The sequence below is a fragment of the Pseudomonas sp. M2(2023) genome (assembly GCF_030263955.1).
GTDB classification, from domain to species: Bacteria; Pseudomonadota; Gammaproteobacteria; order Pseudomonadales; family Pseudomonadaceae; genus Aquipseudomonas; species Aquipseudomonas asiatica.
The window spans coordinates 3,284,626-3,303,398 of record NZ_CP127114.1 but is presented as its reverse complement, the minus strand read 5'-3'; the positions used below and the strand labels follow the sequence as shown (position 1 = coordinate 3,303,398).

Below are 18,773 nucleotides of genomic sequence, written 5' to 3'. Positions count from 1 at the left end.
TGAGGCGCTTGGCATTTCAATCGATACACCATGTAATCAATCGAGCCGACATGACCCGCCATTTCGATGACCTGCAACTGGGCAGCCTGGAACTGTTCTGCCTGGCAGCCGACAGCGGCAGCTTCACCGCTGCGGCCACGGAAGCCGGCGTTACCCCGGCGGCGGTCAGCCGCAGCGTGGCGCGCCTGGAAGAGCGCCTGGGTGTGCGTCTGTTCGTTCGCACCACCCGGCAGATGCGCCTGTCCTCAGCCGGCCAGGCCTATTACCAGCAATGCCGGCAGGCACTGGGGCAGTTGGTGGAGGCCGAGCGCCAGGTCACGGGCGGGCAGGTCGAGCCGAGCGGTCGGCTGCGTATCAGTGCACCCACGCCCTATGCTCATCACCGGCTGTTGCCGCTGCTGCCGCGGTTTCGCCAGCGCTACCCCAAGGTGCAGGTGGATGTGCATGTCAGCAACCGCAACGTCGACTTTGCCGAGGAACCGTTCGACCTGGCCATTCGTGGCCGCGAGCCGGCCGATTCGCGGCTGGTGGCGCGTCGCCTGGAAGATGCCGAACTGGTGGTGGTGGCCACGCCGGGCTACCTGGCCCGTGCCGGCACGCCACGAACACCGCACGACTTGCTGCAACATGAGTGCATCCAGTTCGAACTGCCCAGCAGTGGCCGCCGCCCGCCGTGGAGCTTCCTTCAGGATGGCCAGCAGGTGGAGATCGAAACCCAGGGTGGGTTCACCTGCCTGGGCGACTTCCTCGCCACCGCCACGCTGGTGCGCCACGGCGGCGGGCTGATGCAGGCTTACCGCTTTACCGTGCAGGACGCACTGGCCAGTGGCGAACTGGTGGAAGTGCTCGCCGAGTTTGGCGGCACTTCGCGGCCGTTCATGCTGATCTACCCCCAGGCCCGGCACATGCCGCTGCGGGTGCGGGTGTTCATCGATTTCCTGTTTGCCGAGGGGGCATAGCCCCCGGGCTGAGCCGAGGCGCCGGGGCGTATGGCCGACTATGCTGTTTGCTGCGTCGAGCCAGTGTCATCTCGACGACCCTTCAGGTTTTCCAGGAGAACGCTCCATGAAATCCACTAAATGCATACCTTTGCTGGTGATTGCCTCGGTCCTCAGTTTTGCCGCACACGCAGACCCGGCGAGCAACTGTGCGGCCAAGATCAAGGAGCTTGAGGATTTCGAAAAGGCCAGTGGCCAGGCAATGCATGGCGGCATGGCCCATGACTTCAAAGTCCACTTGCAAAATGCCAAGGATGCTCAGAGCAAGGGCGATATGACTCAGTGTCAGGCCTCGGCGGACCAAGCCAAGACTATCTACAACAAGGCACGTAGCAAGTAAGCCCTTGCTGGCCTCTTCGCGGGTAAACCCGCTCCTACAGTATCTCCAACAGGCTCAAGGCCAGCGTGGTTACTGTGGGAGCGGGTTTACCCGCGAAGAGGCCAGCGCAGGCTGGCGCCGTCTTCAGAACCAGCGATCGTTCTTCCTGCGCCCACGGGTCAGCGACGGCAGGATCAGCCCCGCCAGCAAGCCCGCGCCGGCAATGCTGCCGCCATACACCATGTAGCGCATCATCACCTGCTTGTTCTCGTCTCCCAGGCGGGCCTGGGTATCGCGCAGCTGCGACTGGCTCTGGTCGAGCTGTTCATTCAGCGCCTGGTTGCGCGCTTCCAGTTCGTCGATCAGCTTCTTGCGTGAATCGAGGGTTTCCTGCATGCCCTGCACGCGGTTCTTCCAGCTGTCGTCGATGTTCTTCAACTGCCCGGTCAGGTCCGCGACCTGGGCATCGAGCTGCGGCAGGCGCTCGCCCTGGCCTGGCACCGACTGCAGGTCGTTGCTGAGAATCCACACCACATCGCCGTTCTGCCCGCGCACCTGGCTGTAGTTGCCCTGGCTGCCGATCAGGGTCAGCTTCTGCCCGGACTTGAGCGTACCGACAATGCGGTGGCCATCGGTGGGGCCGCTGCGCACATAGGTGCTCAGGCTGTCGCTGACCCAGCGTGCATCGCTGGCAGGCTCTTCGGCGTGCACCGGTGCGGCAAGGGCCACCAGGGTGGCGATCAGGCCGCCGCGCAGGGCAGTGAGGGCGGAAGCAGTTGGGCGGGAATCGGGCATGTTGGGTCTTCGCTGAAACAGGACAAAAAGTAGGCCCGGTGACTGGGCCGATGAACCGGTCGGTGGGTTGACCGTCAGCGAAAGACCGTTTTTTTGTCAGCAGGTTCACTACCTGATGTCGGAAATGTCTGCAGGATGTTGCAGGACTTCAACCGGCGACTGTGAGACTAGACTCAAAGGCTCACACCCTTTCTTGGAACAAGACCATGACAGCCAAGAACACAATTTGCCTCTGGTACGACAACGACGCCGAGGAGGCCGCGAACTTTTACGCCAGCGTCTTCCCTGACACGGCAGTGATAGCGGTGCATCAGGCACCTGCTGATTATCCATCCGGGAAACAGGGTGACGTGATTACCGTGGAGTTCAGCGTCATGGGTATTCCCTGCGTGGGGCTCAACGGAGGCAAGGCCTTCACGCATTGCGAGGCGTTTTCATTCCAGGTCAGCACCGAGGACCAGGCCGAGACCGACCGCTTGTGGGATGCCATTGTCGGCAACGGCGGGGAGGCCAGTGTCTGCGGCTGGTGCAAGGATAAATGGGGGATTTCGTGGCAGATCACCCCGCGCATCCTCATCGAAGCCATCGGCCACCCCGACCGGGCGGCGGCCAAGCGGGCGTTTGATGCCATGATGCAGATGGGCAAGATCGATGTGGCCAGGATAGAGGCGGCGTTGAAGGGCTGATCACGGCAGTGAAGGCATCTTGATCGGGGGCTGCGCAGCAGCCCCGATTCCACAAAGTTGCCAGGTCAGTTGCCGGTCACTTCGGCCTCTGCCGACGCCGGCTTGGTCGAAGCCTTCTTCTCCTGCACCACGATGTAGAACTCTTCGCCATGCTTCACCGCGCCATACAGCACTGCCTTCTCGATCAGTTCGTTGCCGCGCAGGTGGCGCAGCATCATCGGGTCCTTGCGCAGGTCGCGGTACAGCGCCAGGCACAGCAGCACCATCACCACCACGAACGGCAGGGCCACGACGATGGTCAGGTTCTGCAGGCCGGTCAGTGCCTCGCCGGGGTCGCGCGGGTCGCCGATTGCCAGCATGATCGCCGCCACCGTACCGGTCAGCGCGCCCCAGAAGATCACCGTACGGCGCGATGGCGTGGTGGTGCCGTGTTCCGACAGCGTGCCCATCACCAGCGAGGCTGCGTCGGCACCGGAGACGAAGAAGATACCCACCAGAACCATCACCAGCACTGATGTCGCCGAGGCCAGCGGGTAGCTGTCCAGCAACTGGTACAGCGCGTGGTTGCTGTTGACTGCACCATTGGCCAGCTGGAAGGCGCCTTCACGCAGGGCGTCGATACCCGCGCCGCCAAAGATGGTGAACCACACCAGGCTGACCAGGCTCGGTACCAGCAGCACCCCGGTAACGAACTGGCGGATGGTGCGGCCGCGGCTGATGCGGGCGATGAACATGCCCACGAACGGCGTCCAGGAAATCCACCAGGCCCAGTAGAACACGGTCCAGCCGGCCAGCCAGTTGTTCATCTGTTCACCGCCGCTGGCGTTGGTACGGGCCATCATTTCCGGCAGCATCTTGACGTAGATGCCGATCGAGGTTGGCAGCAGGTTGAGCATCAGCAGGGTCGGGCCAACCATGAACACGAACACCGCCAGCACCAGCGCCAGCACCATGTTGGTGTTGGACAGCCACTGGATGCCCTTGCCGATGCCCGACACCGCCGAGGTAACGAAGGCAATGGTCAGCAGGGTGATGATCGAGATGTAGAACAGCTTGCCGGGGCTTTCGATCCAGCCGTTGTATTCCAGGCCACCGGCAATCTGCAGCGCGCCCAGGCCCAGCGAGGCCGCCGAGCCGAACAGCGTGGCGAAGATCGCCATCATGTCGATCAGGCGGCCGAGCGGGCCGTTGGCATGCTTGCCGATCAACGGCCGGAAGGCGGCGGAAATCAGCTGCGAGCGGCCGCGGCGGAAGGTGCCATAGGCAATCACCAGGCCGACGATGGCGTACATGGCCCAGGGGTGCAAGGTCCAGTGGAACAACGTCGTGGCCATGGCCACCTGCATCGCTTCGCTGGACTGCCCGGTGGCCGTCCCTGGTGGTGGCGATACATAGTGCGACAGCGGTTCGGCAACGCCGAAGAACATCAGGCCAATGCCCATGCCGGCGCTGAACATCATCGCCACCCACGACACCGTACGGAATTCTGGCTGTTCGCCATCACGGCCCAGCGGGACCCGGCCGTAACGGCTGGCCGCCAACCACAGCACGAACACCACGAACAGCGTGGAGGTAAGCACGAAGAACCAGCCGAAGTTGAGAATGACCCAGGATTGCGCGCTGGAGGCGCTGCTGGCGAGGCTTGCCTGGTTGAGGAAGCCCCAGAGGACGAAAGCGATGGCCAGGAAGCTGGTGAAACCAAAGACGATCCAGTCGAGCTTGCCCTCGAAACGCCGGTCCTGGCGTGCTTCCGCGGTTTTCGAGGGATCCGTCACGCCAAGGTCGAGCGTTTCGGTGATGTGTTCCTTTGCCATGAATGATGAGGCCCCTTTCTGGCTTACCGGCTGGTGCAGGCTTGTAGTTTTGTGTGGGCTACCGAGTTCGATGACTGCCTCGGCGGGGAGATTGCTGGCGGGATTATCCTGCGCACTAAACGGCGGCTCCTGTCCCGATAACGCCCCGGGGCGTCCATTACGCGACCTGCCAAATACTTTTAGTTCTGGGGGCGATGGCCCTTTCTGCCTCGGGTTCTGGTACCCTGTGGGCATTACCCAGGCCTGCACATCCGGGCATCGTAGAAGCGCTGCCGCTTGTGGGCCTGGCCGTACCAGGAAACGGAGATTCGTCCAGATGGCCACTGACCGTGTGAGCCTGATTCATTTCGATAAATTGAGCATGAGCCCTGCCGCTGCCGATCGGTTCCAGAAAGCCCTCGACGCGCTGGAAGCGCTCAAGCTGCAGGACCGTTACGTGTATCTCATCGCTCCTTATCTGGGTGATATCGCTGACGCCTCCGACCGCGAGCAACTGGCCACCGCCCTGGAACAGGGCTTGCGCGTGGTCGACGAGCTGCTGGCTGCCAGGTCGGTCACCAAGGTCAAGGCCGAAGAAGTACGCCAGGTGTTCCACGCTGCCGCCGAGCGCGCGCAGGCTGAAATGCCCGGCTGAGTGGCGGCATGGCCAAAGACATCGACAACCCCTGCGTCTCGCTGTGCCAGCTCAATAGCGAGCTGTGCGTGAGCTGCGGGCGCAGCCGTGACGAAATTCGCAAATGGCGGAGCATGAAGCGCCCCGAGAAGATGGCCACCGTGCAGCGGGCGGCAACGCGGATGAAGGCTATCGCCAAGAAGGCGGCCAAGCGGCAGAATGGCGACTGAACCTGCGCACCCTGTGCGCAATTTTCCTGATTGTCTGACGAGCCTGAAAATGGATTCTCACTCGCTGTTTGCCTTTACCCTGGTCGCTGCCATCGCGATCGCCAGCCCCGGCCCTGCCACCCTGATGGCCATCAACAACAGCCTTGCCCATGGCCAGCGCAGCGCGATCTGGTCGTCGCTGGGCAATGGCTCGGGCCTGTTCTGCCTGTCGGCAGCCGCCATGCTGGGGCTGGGCGCGCTGCTGGCCAGTTCCGAAATGCTGTTCAACGCCGTGAAGATCCTGGGGGCGGGCTACCTGTTCTATTTGGGCGCGCGGCAATTGCTGAAAAAGAGCCCGATGCTGGCGCAGGGCGACGCAGAGGGTGTGGCCAAGGTTCGGCCCACGCCGCTGAAGCTATACAAGTCGGCCTTCCTCACGGCAGTGACCAACCCCAAGGCGACCATGTTCTTCACCGCGCTGTTCCCGCAGTTCATCGACCAGGGGGCGGCGCTGTTGCCGCAGTTCCTGATCCTGACCGGGATATTCGTAGCGTTGTCGCTGGTTTCGCTGAGCCTGTATGCCGCACTGGCGGCGCGGGCCAAGGGCGTGCTGACCCGGCCGTCCCTGTCGCGCTGGGTGAGCCGGGTGGTGGGCACTACCTTTATCGGTTTTGGCGCGGCAATCCTGGCGATGCGCCGGCAGGGGGCCTGAAGTACGAGGGGCGCTCCATCTGGCCGATAAAAGGCCAACCTGATGGCCATACATGGTCCAGACTGTCTGCAGCACGCACAGATGGGTGCTGCAGTCGACCACAGGACGTGGCAACCATTGGCCACCGCTCCGGGTCTGCGGATGTCACATGTGCCGAGGGTTGTCGATGATCGAGCGCTGCTTTCGCCACGCCTTGTTGCTGTTGCCGTGCCTGCTGCTGCCGCTGGCGGCGGTAGCGCATGAGGAATGCCGGCGGCTGACTGCCACCGGCAACCCGGAATACCCCCCCTACCTGTGGCGCGACCCGCAAAACCCCCAGCAACTGATCGGTGCCAATGCCGACCTGCTCAAGTACCTGGGCAAACAACTGGGGCTGGAAATCGAGGTGGTCTACGGCGGGCCGTGGTCGCGCGCCCAGGAAGAAGTGCGCACGGGCCGGATCGACCTGATGGCCGGGTACTTCCTGACCAAGACCCGTCAGCAGCAGATGGACTTCATTACCCCGGCATTCCTGTATACCCCAAGTGTTATCTGGGTGCGCCAGGACAATACCTTTGCCTACCAGCAATGGGCCGACCTGAAGGGCCGCAAAGGCGGCACGCTGGTCAACAACAGCCACGGCCAGCAGTTCGACGACTACGCCAGAACCAACCTCACCCTCGAAGCGGTACCCGGTGCCAGGCAGGCATTCGAGAAGTTGATGCAGAAGCGCAGCGATTACGTGGTGTACGAGCAGTATCCCGGCTTGGCGCTGGCACGCACCTTGGGGATTGCCGACAATTTACAGGTGCTGGAACCACCGGTATCCAGCGAAGGGCTGTACCTGGCGCTTTCGCATGACTCGCCCTGCAATCAGCCGAAGCTGCGTGAGGCACTGACAAGGGAGATGGAAAAGATCGTTGCCGGGGCGTTGCCGGAGCAACTGGTGCAGCAAAACCTGGAGCGTTGGCAATAAATAGCAGCCTGGCATGCGCTCCTACAGGGCTCGGGCCAACTGCTCGGCTTCCTTGGCCCGGATCACGCTGACTGCGCTGGGCAGGGTGACATCGTTCTTCGCCGCTAGGATCTCGGCCATGACGCTGACGGCAATCTCGGCTGGGGTCTTGCTACCGATATAAATGCCGATAGGGCCGTGCAGGCGCTGCAACGACGCTTCGCTTTCGCCAAAGTGTTCGATCAGCCGCTCGCGGCGCAGCTGGCTGTTGCGCCGTGAGCCGATGGCACCGATATAAAACGCCGGGCTGTGCAACGCTTCGAGCAGGGCCAGGTCGTCCAGCTTGGGGTCGTGGCTGACAGCGACGATGGCGCTGCGCAGGTCCGGGGCGAAGGCGCGGACGACGTCGTCCGGCATGCCGGCAAGGTGGTTGACGCCGGCAACGTTCCAGCCTGCTGTGTACTCGGGGCGCGGGTCGCACAGTGAAACGCTGAAGCCATTGAACAGGGCCATGGTCGCCAGGTATTCGGCCAGCGCGCCGGCACCGATCAGCAGCAGGCGGTAGCCGGGGCCCAGAGTGCTGAGCATGTGCCGGCCATCGAAGCTGAACAGTTCGGGCGTGGTGGTGGCGCTGAGGCTGGCTTTGCCGCTGTGCAGGTCGAGCCCACGCCGTACCAGGTTGCCGCCGTCGAGGCCGGCGAGCAATTGTTCGAGGTGTGGCAGCGACGGGGAGAATTCCAGCACCAGTTCGAGGGTGCCGCCACAGGGCAGGCCGAAGCGGTGGGCCTCGTCGGCGCTGACGCCATAGCGCACCACCTGGGGCAGGCCGCCGGGCATGCCGGGGCCGCCGTAGGCGCTGGTGTAGCGGTGAATGAGGTCGTCCTCGATGCAGCCGCCAGAGACACTGCCAACCACACGGCCGTCGCTGCGCAGGGCCATCATCGAGCCGACCGGGCGGGGGGAGGAGCCCCAGGTGCGGGCGACCGTGGCGAGCAGGGTGCGGTGGCCGGCGGCGAGCCAGTCACGGGTGGTGCGCAGGACCAGCAGGTCGATGCTTTCCATGGGTACTCCGGTAAAGCCTGGTGTTCAAGGGTGGCTGTACCGGCCTCTTCGCGGGTGAACCCGCTCCCACAGGTATTGCACAGGTCTTAGGGGTGGTGCAAATCCTGTGGGAGCGGGTTCACCCGCGAAGAGGCCGGTACAGCCACCAAATTCATCGCATATGCAAAATGATCGGGCTACTGCTGGCCGGGTCGGTATGCCCACGCAACTTGCCCACCGCCTGCGCATTCACCGCGCCACCATTGTTCCCCCAGGCACTGCGCACGAAACCCAGCACATCAGCAATTTCCTGGTCACTCAGTTGCTCACGGAAGGCCGGCATGCGATAGGCATCGGGCAACCCGGCCGTCACCACCCGCTGCGAACCATTGAGGGTGATGTTGATCGCCGAGGCGTCTTCCTTGGCCAGTGCTGAAGTAGCGCCGGCCAAAGGCGGCATCCATTCGGGCTGGCCCTTGCCGTCCAGGCCGTGGCACGACGCACAGCGGGTTACATAGGTATGCGCCCCAGGGCTGTCGAGCCGCGCCGCCGTCGTTTCGGCCTGGTATTGCCACGGCGCACCGTCGCGTTGCGGGTCGCCGGGCAGCGACTTCAGGTAGCGGGCGATGGCGGCCAGGTCGTCGTCACTCATGAACTGCGTGGAGTTGTTGAAGGCCTCGGTCATCGAGCCGAATACCACCGCATGCCGGTTGCGCCCGGTCTTGAGGAACTGCGCGATCTCGGCTTCGCTCCAGCGCCCCAGCCCGGTGTTGGGGTCGGCACGCAAGCTCGGTGCATACCAGCCATCGAGCAGGGCACCAGCGAGGAACGGCTTGCCGCTGTCATCCAGGGCCTTTTCGTTGAAGGCCAGGCCGCGCGGCGTATGGCAGCTGCCACAGTGGCCAGGGCCCTGGACGATGTAGGCGCCGCGGTTCCACTGGGCATCCTGCCCGGCCTGGTTGGTGTAGGGCGTGGTGGCGGCGAACACGCCGTTCCACAAGGCGATGGGCCAACGCAGGTTCAGCGGCCAGGGAATGTCGCTGGCCAGGTTGGCCTGTTGCACCGGTTGCACGCCGTGCATGAAGAAGGCGTACAGCGCCTTTACATCGTCATCGCTGAGCTTGGCGTAGGACGGGTAGGGCATGGCCGGGTACAGCCGCCGGCCACCGGGTGCGACGCCCTGGCGCACGGCACGGTCGAAGTCGGCCAGGCTGTAGCCACCGATGCCGGTGTCGCGGTCGGGGGTGATGTTGGTGGCGTGGATCGCCCCCAGCGGGGTGGCCATTTCCAGCCCGCCGGCGAACGGTTTGCCGTCCGCCAGGCTGTGGCAGGCCACGCAGTCGCTGAGGCGGGCTACGTACTCGCCACGGCTGACCAGCGCCGGGTCGGCGGTGGTGGCCTGCGCATCGGCAAATGGCGAGGCAGGCTCGCGGGTGACGTACCAGGCCAGCAGGCCTGCCGCGACCAGGCACGGCAGCGCCAGCCAGCCAGCGGTTCTTGCGAAACGATGGGTCATGGGGCGTCCTTGTGTGCTCAGCTGAAGGTATGGCGGCTCAATGGCAGGCTGCGCACGCGCTGGCCGGTCAGCTGCGCGACTGCGTTGGCTACCGCCGGTGCCACCGCGGGCAACGGTGGCTCGCCGATGCCGCCCATCTTCGCCCCGCTTTCGACAATGCGCACATGCACCCTGGCCATGCGCGACGGCGGCAGGATCGGGTACAGGTCGTAGTTGCGCGCGCGCGGCTTGCCATCCACGTACACCGCTTCTTCCAGCAGTGTCTGCGACAGGCCCAGGGCGACGGCGCCGTTGACCTGATGCTCGATGATCGCCGGGTTGACGATGCTGCCCGGGTCGATGGCCTGCCAGATGTCGTGCACTTTGACCTGGCCGTTCTCGATCGATACCTCGGCAATGACCGCTGCCTCCGAGCCGAACGGCGAGGCCATGGCCACGCCACGCGCCCGCTTGCTGCCGTCCTCGGCGGTGAACGGCCCGCGCTTCCAGCCGCCGGAAAGCTCGGCGACGGCCTGCAGCAGGTTGGTCAGGCGCGGGTTGTCGCGCAGCAGGTGCAGGCGCAGTTCGAACGGGTCCTTGCCGCCTTTGTCGGCCAGTTCGTCGAGGAACGACTCATAGAAGAAGTCGTTCAGCGAGTTGCCCACCGAGCGCCAGTAGCCGAGCATGGCTGGGCCTTTCACGTAGATCTGCGCGATACGCTTGTTGGCGATGGCGTAGGACTTGCCCGACAGGCCTTCGAGCGCGGTCGGGTCGAGCTTTTCGCCTTGCTTGCCTGCGAGGGCCTCGGTCGGGCCTTCGGTGGCGCTCACGGCTTCGAGGGCCACCGGCAGGCCGTCGGCATCCAGCCCGGCACGGAACTTCACCACGGCGACCGGGCGCAGCACATCGCGGAGGAATTCTTCCTCGCGGCTCCAGATGAGTTTCACCGGCCGGCCGACCGCCTTGGCCAAGGCAATGGCCTGTGGGTAGGGGTTGGCCGAGTCGTACAGGAAGTGGCGGCCAAAGAAACCGCCCAGCAACGGCGAATGCAGGGTGATCTGTGCCGGGGCCAGGCCGGTGCGCTTGGCAATGTCGTCACGGAACATGTCCGGCGCCTGGTTGGGCAGCCATACCTCCAGGGTGCCGTCCGGGTTGAAGCGCGCCAGTGCCGACGGCGGCTCCAGCTGGGCGTGGTTGAGGTACTGGTTATGGTAGGTTGCCTCGACCCGGGTCTTGGCACTGGCCAGCATGCCGGCCACGTCGCCCTGGTTTTCGTCGTCGCGCGCCGGGCCCGTGACCGTGGCCAGGTGCTCGCGCCAGCCATCGCTGGAGAAGTCGGCCGGCATCGGCCGTACCGGGCTGTCAGCCGCAGGCTCCTTCCAGTCAACCTGGATGGCCTCGACCGCGCGCTTGGCATGCCACCAGCGTTCGGCTACCACGGCCACGGCGCCCGGCAGCTGATGCACCGAATGCACGCCCTTCATGGCCTTGACCTGGTCTTCGTTGCGCAGGCTGCCGACGGTCATGCCCAGGCGTGGCGCGTGCTGCACGGCAGCGTGGAGCATGCCGTCGACCTTGATGTCGATGCTGTACACCGCCTTGCCGGTGGACTTGTCGTAGGCATCCAGGCGACGTACCGGCTTGCCGATCCAGCGAAACTGGCTGGGGTCGCGCAGCTTGACGCTGGCCGGGTCCGGCACCGGCAGGTCCATGGCCCGCCCGGCCAGTTCTCCGTAGGGGATGGAGCGGCCAGTCGTGGTATGTACCACGTGACCCGGCGTGGTGGAGAGTTCTTCGACCGGCACGCCCAGCTGCTCGGCACCCGCCTGCAGCAGCATGGCCCGGGCGAGGGCGCCCAGGCGGCGCATGGTCGGGTAGCTCATGCGCACCGACATGCTGCCGCCGGTGATGCGCATACCGTTTTCCATCACTACATAGGCTTCGCCGGGCGGCGCGCTGTCGACCACGAAATTGGCCGGGTCGACGTCCAGCTCTTCACCAACGATCTGCGCCATGGCGGTGAAGGGGCCTTGGCCACCTTCCATGAACGGGCTGAGCAGGCGCACTTTGCCGTCCGGGCGGATCTCCAGAAACGCCGGCACCTGGGTGCCGCGCTCCGGGGTTGCTGCGGCAGCTGCCTGCACGCGGGCCGAGCCCATGGGCAGGCCGAAACCCAGCACCAGGGCACCGACAGCCGTGCCGGCAAGAAAGCGCCGACGCGACAGGTTGACGGTTTCGCCCAGTTGCAGCTTGAGCAGTTCGGCGGGGGTATCGACTGGTGTGCTCATCAGGCCTTCTCCCCTTGGGCCAGCTCATGCACGGCAGCATGGATGGCGTTGTAGGTGCCGCAGCGGCACAGGTTGACCATGGCTGCCTCGATCTGTGCGTCACTGGGCTTGGGCGTGTGCTTGAGCAGCGCCGTGGCGGCCATTACCTGGCCGGACTGGCAGTAGCCGCACTGGGCCACCTGGTGCTCGACCCAGGCCGCGACCACCCGTTTGCCGACGGCATCGGCCTCGATCGCCTCGATGGTGGTCACCTCGCGCCCGACCACACCGGCCACCGGGGTGACGCAGGCGCGCACCACGTTGCCGTCCACCAGCACCGAACAGGCGCCGCACTGGGCCAGGCCGCAGCCATACTTGGTGCCGGTCAGCCCCAGGTCGTCGCGGATCACCCATAGCAGGGGCGTGTCGGCGTCTGCCTCGACTTGGTAGGTCTTCTGGTTGATGCGTAGTTCCATGGTTCACCTGCCCGTCAACGGTTGCTGTCGCTTGGTTTCTTGTGATCGGGGAATACGGTGCTCCCCAGTGCAGAGACGCTAGCACAGCGGGGTGACCGCCGGTCTGCTGACGGGGGCAGGTTCAGAGGATCAGGCAAGCAATTCGGTGAAATGCGCAAGTCTGTGTCGGCCCCCACAAATAAAGACCGCGTTCGGAGTTGAAGAGGACTTCCGCAACGAAAACCCGGATAATGCCGGCCAATTTCGTTTTGCACGCTTAAATCACGGTAATCCCGCATGGAAATCAAGGTCAATTTTCTCGACAATCTCCGTCTCGAAGCCAAGTTCGACGACTTCACGGTGATCGCCGACCAACCGATCCGCTACAAGGGTGATGGCTCGGCCCCGGGGCCGTTCGACTACTTCTTGGCGTCTTCGGCCTTGTGCGCGGCTTACTTCGTCAAGCTGTACTGCCAGACCCGCGACATTCCCACCGAAAACATTCGCCTGTCGCAGAACAACATCGTCGACCCGGAAAACCGCTACAACCAGGTCTTCAAGATCCAGGTCGAGCTGCCCGAGGACATTTCCGAGAAGGACCGCCAGGGCATCCTGCGCTCGATCGACCGCTGCACGGTGAAGAAGGTGGTGCAGACCGGCCCCGAGTTCGTGATCGAAGTGGTCGACAACCTCGATGCCGATGCCCAGGGCTTGCTGATGCCGGTGGCGGACACCAGCACCTACATCCCCGGCAAGGACCTGCCGCTGGAACAGACCATCGCCAACATGTCGGGCATCCTCGCCGGGCTGGGGATGAAGATCGAGATCGCCTCGTGGCGCAACATCGTGCCTAACGTGTGGTCGCTGCATGTGCGCGACGCCCAGTCGCCGATGTGCTTCACCAATGGCAAGGGCGCGACCAAGGAGGCCGCGCTGGCCTCGGCGCTGGGTGAGTTCATCGAGCGGCTGAACTGCAACTTCTTCTATAACGACCAGTTCTGGGGCGAGGACCTGGCCAACGCGCCGTTCGTGCACTACCCGAACGAGCAGTGGTTCAAACCCGGCCCGCGCGATGCGCTGCCGGCCGAGATCCTCGACGAGCACTGCCTGGCAATCTACAACCCGGACGGCGAGCTGCGTGGCTCGCACCTGTACGACACCAACTCGGGCAACACCGCGCGCGGCATCTGCTCGTTGCCGTTCGTGCGCCAGTCCGACCAGCAGGTGGTGTACTTCCCGTCCAACCTGATCGAGAACCTGTTCCTCAGCAACGGCATGAGCGCCGGCAACACCCTGGCCGAGGCGCAGGTGCAGTGCCTGTCGGAAATCTTCGAGCGCGCCGTGAAGCGCGAAATCCTCGAAGGCGAGCTGTGCCTGCCGGATGTGCCGCAGGAGGTACTGGCCAAGTACCCGGCCATCGTCGCCGGCATCCAGGGCCTGGAAGAGCAGGGCTTCCCGGTGCTGGTCAAGGATGCGTCGCTGGGCGGTGAGTTCCCGGTGATGTGCGTGACCTTGATGAACCCGCGCACCGGCGGCGTATTCGCTTCGTTCGGCGCCCACCCGAGCTTGGAAGTGGCGCTGGAGCGCAGCCTCACCGAACTGCTGCAGGGCCGCAGCTTCGAAGGCTTGAATGACCTGCCGCAACCGACCTTCGAAAGCCACGCGCTGACCGAGCCGAACAACTTCGTCGAGCACTTCATCGACTCCAGCGGTGTGGTGTCGTGGCGCTTCTTCAGTGCCAAGGCCGACTTCGAGTTCGTCGAGTGGGACTTTTCCGGCCACGGCGAGGATTCCAACGTGCAGGAGGCCGCGACCCTGTTCGGTATCCTCGAGGACCTGGGTAAGGAAGTGTACATGGCGGTGTACGACAACCTTGGCGCCACCGCCTGCCGCATCCTGGTGCCGGGTTACTCGGAGATCTACCCGGTCGAGGACCTGATCTGGGACAACACCAACCGCGCCTTGTCGTTCCGCGCCGACATCCTCAACCTGCACAGCCTGGACAACCGTTCCCTCAAGCTGCTGCTCAAGCGCCTGGACAACTGCGATGTGGATGACTACACCACCATCACCACGCTGATCGGCGTGGAGTTCGACGAGAACACGGTGTGGGGCCAGCTGACCATTCTCGAGTTGAAGCTGCTGGTCTGCCTGGCGGTACAGCGCTTCGAGGATGCCAAGGAATTGGTGGAGGCGTTCCTGCAGTTCAATGACAACACCGTCGAGCGCGGCCTGTTCTACCAGGCGCTGAACGTGGTGCTGGAAGTGCTGCTGGACGACGAACTGGAAATGGACGATTACGAAGCCAACTTCCGCCGCATGTTCGGTAACCCGCGCATGGACGCGGTGCTGGGTTCGGTGGACGGCAGCGTGCGCTTCCATGGCCTGACCCCGACCAGCATGAAACTCGAAGGCCTCGATCGCCACCTGCGCCTGATCGAAAGCTACAAGAAGCTGCACGCGGCCCGGGCCAAGTTCGCCTGACTCCTGTAGGAGCGGCCTTGTGTCGCGATGGGCCGCAAAGCGGCCCCGGCAATATCAGCTTCAATGCCAAAACGGGGGCCGCTTTGCGGCCCATCGCGACACAAGGCCGCTCCTACAGCGACGTCGATCGCCTTCATATATCGGTTTCAAATAACCGCTATCCCCAATCTGTCTTGCCGCTTCGCCTGCCAGGCGCGTAGCGTTTTGCTCCCATCCCCTCAATCCATGGCGCGTTGACCGCCAGAAGGACCTCGGCCGCGCACAACAAGAAGGCGCAGACCATGAGCACCCCTTTGGATACCAATGCCCTCAAAGCCCGTCAGCAAGCCGCGTGGGCAAGTGGCGACTACGCGGTAATCGGCACCACCCTGCAACTGGTTGGCGAGCGCCTGGCCGAAGCCTGTGACCTGCGCTGGGACGAACAGGTGCTGGATGTCGCCGCCGGCAACGGCAATGCCACCCTGGCTGCTGCCCGGCGCGGCTGCCGTGTCACCTCCACCGACTATGTGCCCGAGCTGCTCAAGCGCGGTGAAGAACGCGCGCGGGCCGAGCACCTCAATGTGGTGTTCCAGGTCGCCGATGCCGAAGCGCTGCCGTTTGCCGATGGCACCTTCGATGCCGTGCTGTCCACTTTCGGCGTGATGTTCGCCCCCGACCAGGCTCAGGCCGCACGCGAACTGAGCCGGGTGTGCCGGCCCGGTGGCCGGATCGGTCTGGCCAACTGGACCCCGCAAGGGTTCGTCGGGCAAATGTTCAAGACCCTCGGGCGGCATGTACCGCCACCAGCCGGGGCTCTGCCGCCTTCACGCTGGGGTGATGAAGAACAGTTGCGCGTGATGTTCGAGGGGGCGCTGGGCGAATTGAAGGTCAGCCGCCAGCACTTCAACTTCCGCTATCGCTCGGCGGCGCATTTCATCGAGGTGTTTCGCACCTGGTACGGGCCGGTGCACAAAGCGTTTGCCTCGCTGGAGCCGGAAGCGGCCGAGGCGCTGGAGCGGGATCTGACCCAGTTGCTGAATGAAAGCAATGTGGGCGGCTCGTCGTCGTTGGTGGTGCCGAGTGAGTACCTTGAAGTGGTGATCATTCGAGGTTGAGCCCAGGGGCCAAGCACTCAGTTCTTGCACTTGGCCATCACCACCTGGCATGTCTTCGGTGTGCCCCCTGACCGGCTTGCATAACGCACGCAGTTGTTCAGCGATTTCTGCCGGGCAATGCTCAGCGTATTGCCCCACGCGAGGCCGCCTTCGCCGGTGGTGGGCACGGCCTTGGCGAAGCAGTTGGAGCCCGTTGCCGGCGTCGCGTACCTGGCCTTGCTGGCTTTGCTGGAGCAGCCGGCGGTGAGTGCCAGGCTGAAGGCGAGCAGGGTGGTCAGCGCCCAGGACGTGGAGGGGCGAATCGGTTTACTGCTCATATGCTCTCCTTACCGAGGCGCAGGACTCTGCGATCGCAAGCAAGGTGCTGCCCCTGTGGGAGTGGGTTTACCGAGGCGTCGAAGCGCCGCGAACACTGGCAAGGCCGGTGCCATACACTGCACAGGATATTGCATTCAAGCGAAGCGGTGAACGCTTGCGTTGTATCAGAAGCAGCGCAAGGCCTCGAACCATGGCAAGGCCTTGCGCCTGGGGCAACGATCAGAACCGGTAGTTGAAGCTGGCTTCCAGCGTGCGCGGTGCACCTGGGGTGATCAGGTCAACCGAACCGTGCGCGGAGGCATAGTAGTCGCGGTCGAACACGTTCTTGAGGCGCAGCGCGGCATCCCACTGCGGCACGCTGTACAGCAGCGCGGCGTCGAAGGTGGTGTAGCCCGGCATCACCACCACGTTGTCGAGTGCGGTGTAGCGCTCGTCGACGTAGTTGGCGCCGGCGGCCACGCGCCATTCCGGGGTCAGCGTGCGCACCAGCCAGACGTTGGCGCTGTTACGCGGCGTCAGGGTAGGAGTCTGGCCTTCGTTGGCCACGCCATTGGTCTTGCTGTTGGACTTGGTGATCTCGGCATCCAGGTAGGCGTAGCCGGCGTAGATCTGCCACTTGTCCGTGAGCTGCCCGCTGACGGTGGCTTCGAAACCGTCGGTGCGCTGTTCGCCGGCCAGCACAGTCAGGTTGGGGTTGGCCGGGTCGGCGGTCTTCATGTTGGTGCGCTCGAGGCGGAATACCGCTGCGGTCACCGACAGGCGGCTGTCGAGCAGGTCCCACTTGGCGCCGATTTCATAGTTGGTGGTTTCTTCCGGCTCCAGATGCTGGTTGGTCGGGCTGACCGCGAACACTTCGCCCGAAGGCTGGTAACTGCGGCTGACCGACACATAGTAGGACTGAATGTTATCCGGCTGGTACACCAGGCCGGCACGTGGGCTCCAGGTCTTGTCGGTACGGTCGAGGTCGACGTTCTGCGCGCGGTCGTCGTCGTACTCCTGGCCGAAGATGTCATAACGCACCCCGACCAGGGCCTTCCAGTGCTCGTTCAGCTCGATCATGTCCTGCACATACAGGCCGGCGGTCTGCTGGAAGTTGGTGCCCTTGGACGACAGGTTGGCGGCGTGCTCCGGCACCGGCACCTGGGCGTCGCGGTACACCGGCACCTGGGCCACGTTGTTCTGGCTCAGCACCCGCTGGTGCTTGTCCTGGAAGCCCACTTCAACGCCATACAGCAGGTTGTGCTGCATGCCGGCAAGCTGCGCCTGTTGCTTGAGTTCGGTCTGGTTGAACATGCCGTACTCGTCGCGGGCGACGTTGCCACGGTTGAGCTTGACCAGCAGTTCGCCGTCAGGCGCGGTGACGAAGCGCGTCGGGCTACTGTCGGCCAAGGTGTTGTTGCGGTCCAGGTCGTAGCGGTAGTACCGGCTGGTGTTGGTCAGGGTGAAGTCGTCGTTGATGCGGTAGTCCAGGCTGGCAGTCAGCGAGAACACTTCGCTACGGGCGTAGTCCTGGTCGGCATCGCCGGAGCCGAAGCGCTTGTCGCGGTCCACATCTACCGGGCGGTTGCCCAGCGCCGGGATGCCGAAGTCGATCAGGCGCTTGTCGTACAGGTAGGTGGCGCCCAGGTTCAGTTCCAGGTCGTCGGAGAGGCGGAAGTAGGCCGATGGCGCGATGGCCTTGCGGTCGATATAGCCATCGTCGCGGAAGGTGTCGCTGTCTTCGAAGGCGCCGGTCACGCGGTAGGCCTGGTTGCTTTGCGGGTCGGCCCAGCCGGTGTCGAACTGGGTGCGGCGCTTGCCTTCGCTGTCGAAGCTCATGCCGACTTCGCGCTTGGGCGTGAAGCTCGGCTTCTTGCTGATGCTGTTGATCAGGCCGCCCGAAGAGCCGCGGCCATACAGCACGGCGGCAGGGCCCTTGATCACCTCGACCCGCTCGATGTTGGACAGGTCGCGGAAGTACAGCGCGTCGTCGCGCACGCCGTCGATGTACATGTCGCCAATGGCGCTGAAGCCGCGAATGGTCACCTGGTCACGCTGGCCGTCGCCGTTGGACAGGCCGACGCCGGGCACGTTCTTCAGCACGTCTTCCATAGACTGCGCACCCTGATCCTTGATCACGCTTTCGGGCACGACGTTGACGGTTTGCGGGATGTCGCGCAGCGGGGCGTCGATCTTCATGGCGCTGCGGCTTTCGCTGGCCTTGTAGCTTTGCTGCTCGTAGGCGCTGGTGACCGCAGTGGCGGGCAAGGCGAGGGAACCCTGCGATTCAGATTGGACCGCGTGAACAGCAGGTACAACCAGAATGCCCAGCACGGAAATGGATGCTGGGACAACAGACTTTTTTGCCATTACAGGTGACTCTTTGTTGTATTTGAAGGTCACGAATAGTAATGATTTGCAAATGTAAAGCAAGTGTAAAGAGTTCGTATTTGCTATTGCAAGAATGCAGCTGGCAGAAAAACGACAAAACGCGTCGTGAGGGGGAAGGGCCGGCAATGTGTCAGGCAAGGGCTATGCTTGTTGGCGCGTGAACATTTCA

17 protein-coding genes are annotated in these 18,773 nt (G+C 63.9%); 9 read left to right on the top strand and 8 right to left on the bottom strand.

The features are described 5' to 3' along the window. The first annotated feature begins 50 nt into the window (after positions 1 to 50). A complete protein-coding gene (locus QN085_RS15140) occupies positions 51 to 959 on the top strand; it encodes a LysR family transcriptional regulator (RefSeq protein WP_013973014.1) in 909 nt (302 codons plus the stop codon). A gap of 106 nt (positions 960 to 1,065) precedes the next feature. Then, the gene (locus QN085_RS15135) at positions 1,066 to 1,338 is read left to right on the top strand and encodes a PA2433 domain-containing protein (RefSeq protein ID WP_013973013.1); all 273 of its coding nucleotides are present in this window, start codon (positions 1,066 to 1,068) and stop codon (positions 1,336 to 1,338) included. Between the two features lie 123 nt (positions 1,339 to 1,461). Here the strand turns inward: QN085_RS15135 and QN085_RS15130 are convergent, their stop codons facing one another. Next, positions 1,462 to 2,112 carry a TIGR04211 family SH3 domain-containing protein gene (locus QN085_RS15130; RefSeq protein WP_013973012.1) on the bottom strand — a complete coding sequence of 217 codons (651 nt, stop codon included), beginning with the start codon at positions 2,110 to 2,112 and terminating at the stop codon, positions 1,462 to 1,464. A 206-nt stretch (positions 2,113 to 2,318) separates the two neighbouring features. On the opposite strand from QN085_RS15130, the gene QN085_RS15125 reads away from it, so the two are divergent. Further along, the gene (locus QN085_RS15125; protein ID WP_003259234.1) at positions 2,319 to 2,798 is read left to right on the top strand and encodes a VOC family protein; all 480 of its coding nucleotides are present in this window, start codon (positions 2,319 to 2,321) and stop codon (positions 2,796 to 2,798) included. 65 nt (positions 2,799 to 2,863) lie between these two features. On the opposite strand, the gene QN085_RS15120 is transcribed toward QN085_RS15125, so the two are convergent. Further along, entirely contained in the window at positions 2,864 to 4,612 is a 1,749-nt protein-coding gene (locus QN085_RS15120; protein WP_013973010.1) for a BCCT family transporter, read from the bottom strand. 316 nt (positions 4,613 to 4,928) lie between these two features. Between QN085_RS15120 and QN085_RS15115 the strand changes: the two genes are divergently transcribed. From QN085_RS15115 to QN085_RS15100, 4 genes are all read left to right on the top strand, one after another. Beyond that, on the top strand, positions 4,929 to 5,246 hold the full coding sequence (locus QN085_RS15115; RefSeq protein ID WP_003259233.1) for a hypothetical protein: 318 nt from the start codon (positions 4,929 to 4,931) through the stop codon (positions 5,244 to 5,246). An 8-nt stretch (positions 5,247 to 5,254) separates the two neighbouring features. Then, complete coding sequence (locus tag QN085_RS15110) at positions 5,255 to 5,455, top strand: DUF1289 domain-containing protein (protein ID WP_013973009.1); 201 nt, start codon at positions 5,255 to 5,257, stop codon at positions 5,453 to 5,455. A 49-nt stretch (positions 5,456 to 5,504) separates the two neighbouring features. Continuing rightward, positions 5,505 to 6,146, top strand: a complete 642-nt coding sequence (locus tag QN085_RS15105) for a LysE family translocator (RefSeq protein ID WP_015270713.1) — start codon at positions 5,505 to 5,507, stop codon at positions 6,144 to 6,146. A gap of 166 nt (positions 6,147 to 6,312) precedes the next feature. Next, positions 6,313 to 7,101 carry a substrate-binding periplasmic protein gene (locus QN085_RS15100; protein ID WP_285687056.1) on the top strand — a complete coding sequence of 263 codons (789 nt, stop codon included), beginning with the start codon at positions 6,313 to 6,315 and terminating at the stop codon, positions 7,099 to 7,101. 21 nt (positions 7,102 to 7,122) lie between these two features. On the opposite strand, the gene QN085_RS15095 is transcribed toward QN085_RS15100, so the two are convergent. From QN085_RS15095 to QN085_RS15080, 4 genes are all read right to left on the bottom strand, one after another. Continuing rightward, positions 7,123 to 8,142 carry an XdhC family protein gene (locus tag QN085_RS15095; RefSeq protein ID WP_013973006.1) on the bottom strand — a complete coding sequence of 340 codons (1,020 nt, stop codon included), beginning with the start codon at positions 8,140 to 8,142 and terminating at the stop codon, positions 7,123 to 7,125. Positions 8,143 to 8,293: 151 nt separating this feature from the next. Then, entirely contained in the window at positions 8,294 to 9,637 is a 1,344-nt protein-coding gene (locus tag QN085_RS15090) for a c-type cytochrome (RefSeq protein WP_041505882.1), read from the bottom strand. Between the two features lie 17 nt (positions 9,638 to 9,654). Further along, complete coding sequence (locus QN085_RS15085; protein ID WP_041505883.1) at positions 9,655 to 11,904, bottom strand: xanthine dehydrogenase family protein molybdopterin-binding subunit; 2,250 nt, start codon at positions 11,902 to 11,904, stop codon at positions 9,655 to 9,657. Further along, on the bottom strand, positions 11,904 to 12,359 hold the full coding sequence (locus QN085_RS15080) for a (2Fe-2S)-binding protein (protein ID WP_003259224.1): 456 nt from the start codon (positions 12,357 to 12,359) through the stop codon (positions 11,904 to 11,906). Before QN085_RS15080 ends, QN085_RS15085 begins: the two co-directional genes overlap by 1 nt. Positions 12,360 to 12,635: 276 nt before the next feature. On the opposite strand from QN085_RS15080, the gene QN085_RS15075 reads away from it, so the two are divergent. Both QN085_RS15075 and QN085_RS15070 read left to right on the top strand, forming a co-directional pair. Beyond that, positions 12,636 to 14,822: an OsmC domain/YcaO domain-containing protein gene (locus QN085_RS15075; RefSeq protein ID WP_285687051.1), complete on the top strand. Its 2,187-nt coding sequence runs from the start codon at positions 12,636 to 12,638 to the stop codon at positions 14,820 to 14,822. 281 nt (positions 14,823 to 15,103) lie between these two features. Continuing rightward, positions 15,104 to 15,916: a class I SAM-dependent methyltransferase gene (locus QN085_RS15070; protein ID WP_024087294.1), complete on the top strand. Its 813-nt coding sequence runs from the start codon at positions 15,104 to 15,106 to the stop codon at positions 15,914 to 15,916. A 17-nt stretch (positions 15,917 to 15,933) separates the two neighbouring features. Here the strand turns inward: QN085_RS15070 and QN085_RS15065 are convergent, their stop codons facing one another. Together QN085_RS15065 and QN085_RS15060 are read right to left on the bottom strand one after the other, a co-directional pair. Further along, on the bottom strand, positions 15,934 to 16,233 hold the full coding sequence (locus QN085_RS15065) for a hypothetical protein (RefSeq protein WP_003260568.1): 300 nt from the start codon (positions 16,231 to 16,233) through the stop codon (positions 15,934 to 15,936). A gap of 220 nt (positions 16,234 to 16,453) precedes the next feature. Further along, the gene (locus QN085_RS15060; RefSeq protein ID WP_023661743.1) at positions 16,454 to 18,583 is read right to left on the bottom strand and encodes a TonB-dependent receptor; all 2,130 of its coding nucleotides are present in this window, start codon (positions 18,581 to 18,583) and stop codon (positions 16,454 to 16,456) included. Positions 18,584 to 18,773 lie beyond the last annotated feature (190 nt).

What these genes read in the sequence shown, in the direction of transcription:
- QN085_RS15140 (WP_013973014.1), top strand. Translation starts at nt 51, where the DNA reads ATGACCCGCCATTTCGATGACCTGCAACTGGGCAGCCTGGAACTGTTC.
- QN085_RS15135 (WP_013973013.1), top strand. Translation starts at nt 1,066, where the DNA reads ATGAAATCCACTAAATGCATACCTTTGCTGGTGATTGCCTCGGTCCTC.
- QN085_RS15130 (WP_013973012.1), bottom strand. Translation starts at nt 2,112, where the DNA reads ATGCCCGATTCCCGCCCAACTGCTTCCGCCCTCACTGCCCTGCGCGGC.
- QN085_RS15125 (WP_003259234.1), top strand. Translation starts at nt 2,319, where the DNA reads ATGACAGCCAAGAACACAATTTGCCTCTGGTACGACAACGACGCCGAG.
- QN085_RS15120 (WP_013973010.1), bottom strand. Translation starts at nt 4,612, where the DNA reads ATGGCAAAGGAACACATCACCGAAACGCTCGACCTTGGCGTGACGGAT.
- QN085_RS15115 (WP_003259233.1), top strand. Translation starts at nt 4,929, where the DNA reads ATGGCCACTGACCGTGTGAGCCTGATTCATTTCGATAAATTGAGCATG.
- QN085_RS15110 (WP_013973009.1), top strand. Translation starts at nt 5,255, where the DNA reads ATGGCCAAAGACATCGACAACCCCTGCGTCTCGCTGTGCCAGCTCAAT.
- QN085_RS15105 (WP_015270713.1), top strand. Translation starts at nt 5,505, where the DNA reads ATGGATTCTCACTCGCTGTTTGCCTTTACCCTGGTCGCTGCCATCGCG.
- QN085_RS15100 (WP_285687056.1), top strand. Translation starts at nt 6,313, where the DNA reads ATGATCGAGCGCTGCTTTCGCCACGCCTTGTTGCTGTTGCCGTGCCTG.
- QN085_RS15095 (WP_013973006.1), bottom strand. Translation starts at nt 8,142, where the DNA reads ATGGAAAGCATCGACCTGCTGGTCCTGCGCACCACCCGTGACTGGCTC.
- QN085_RS15090 (WP_041505882.1), bottom strand. Translation starts at nt 9,637, where the DNA reads ATGACCCATCGTTTCGCAAGAACCGCTGGCTGGCTGGCGCTGCCGTGC.
- QN085_RS15085 (WP_041505883.1), bottom strand. Translation starts at nt 11,904, where the DNA reads ATGAGCACACCAGTCGATACCCCCGCCGAACTGCTCAAGCTGCAACTG.
- QN085_RS15080 (WP_003259224.1), bottom strand. Translation starts at nt 12,359, where the DNA reads ATGGAACTACGCATCAACCAGAAGACCTACCAAGTCGAGGCAGACGCC.
- QN085_RS15075 (WP_285687051.1), top strand. Translation starts at nt 12,636, where the DNA reads ATGGAAATCAAGGTCAATTTTCTCGACAATCTCCGTCTCGAAGCCAAG.
- QN085_RS15070 (WP_024087294.1), top strand. Translation starts at nt 15,104, where the DNA reads ATGAGCACCCCTTTGGATACCAATGCCCTCAAAGCCCGTCAGCAAGCC.
- QN085_RS15065 (WP_003260568.1), bottom strand. Translation starts at nt 16,233, where the DNA reads ATGAGCAGTAAACCGATTCGCCCCTCCACGTCCTGGGCGCTGACCACC.
- QN085_RS15060 (WP_023661743.1), bottom strand. Translation starts at nt 18,583, where the DNA reads ATGGCAAAAAAGTCTGTTGTCCCAGCATCCATTTCCGTGCTGGGCATT.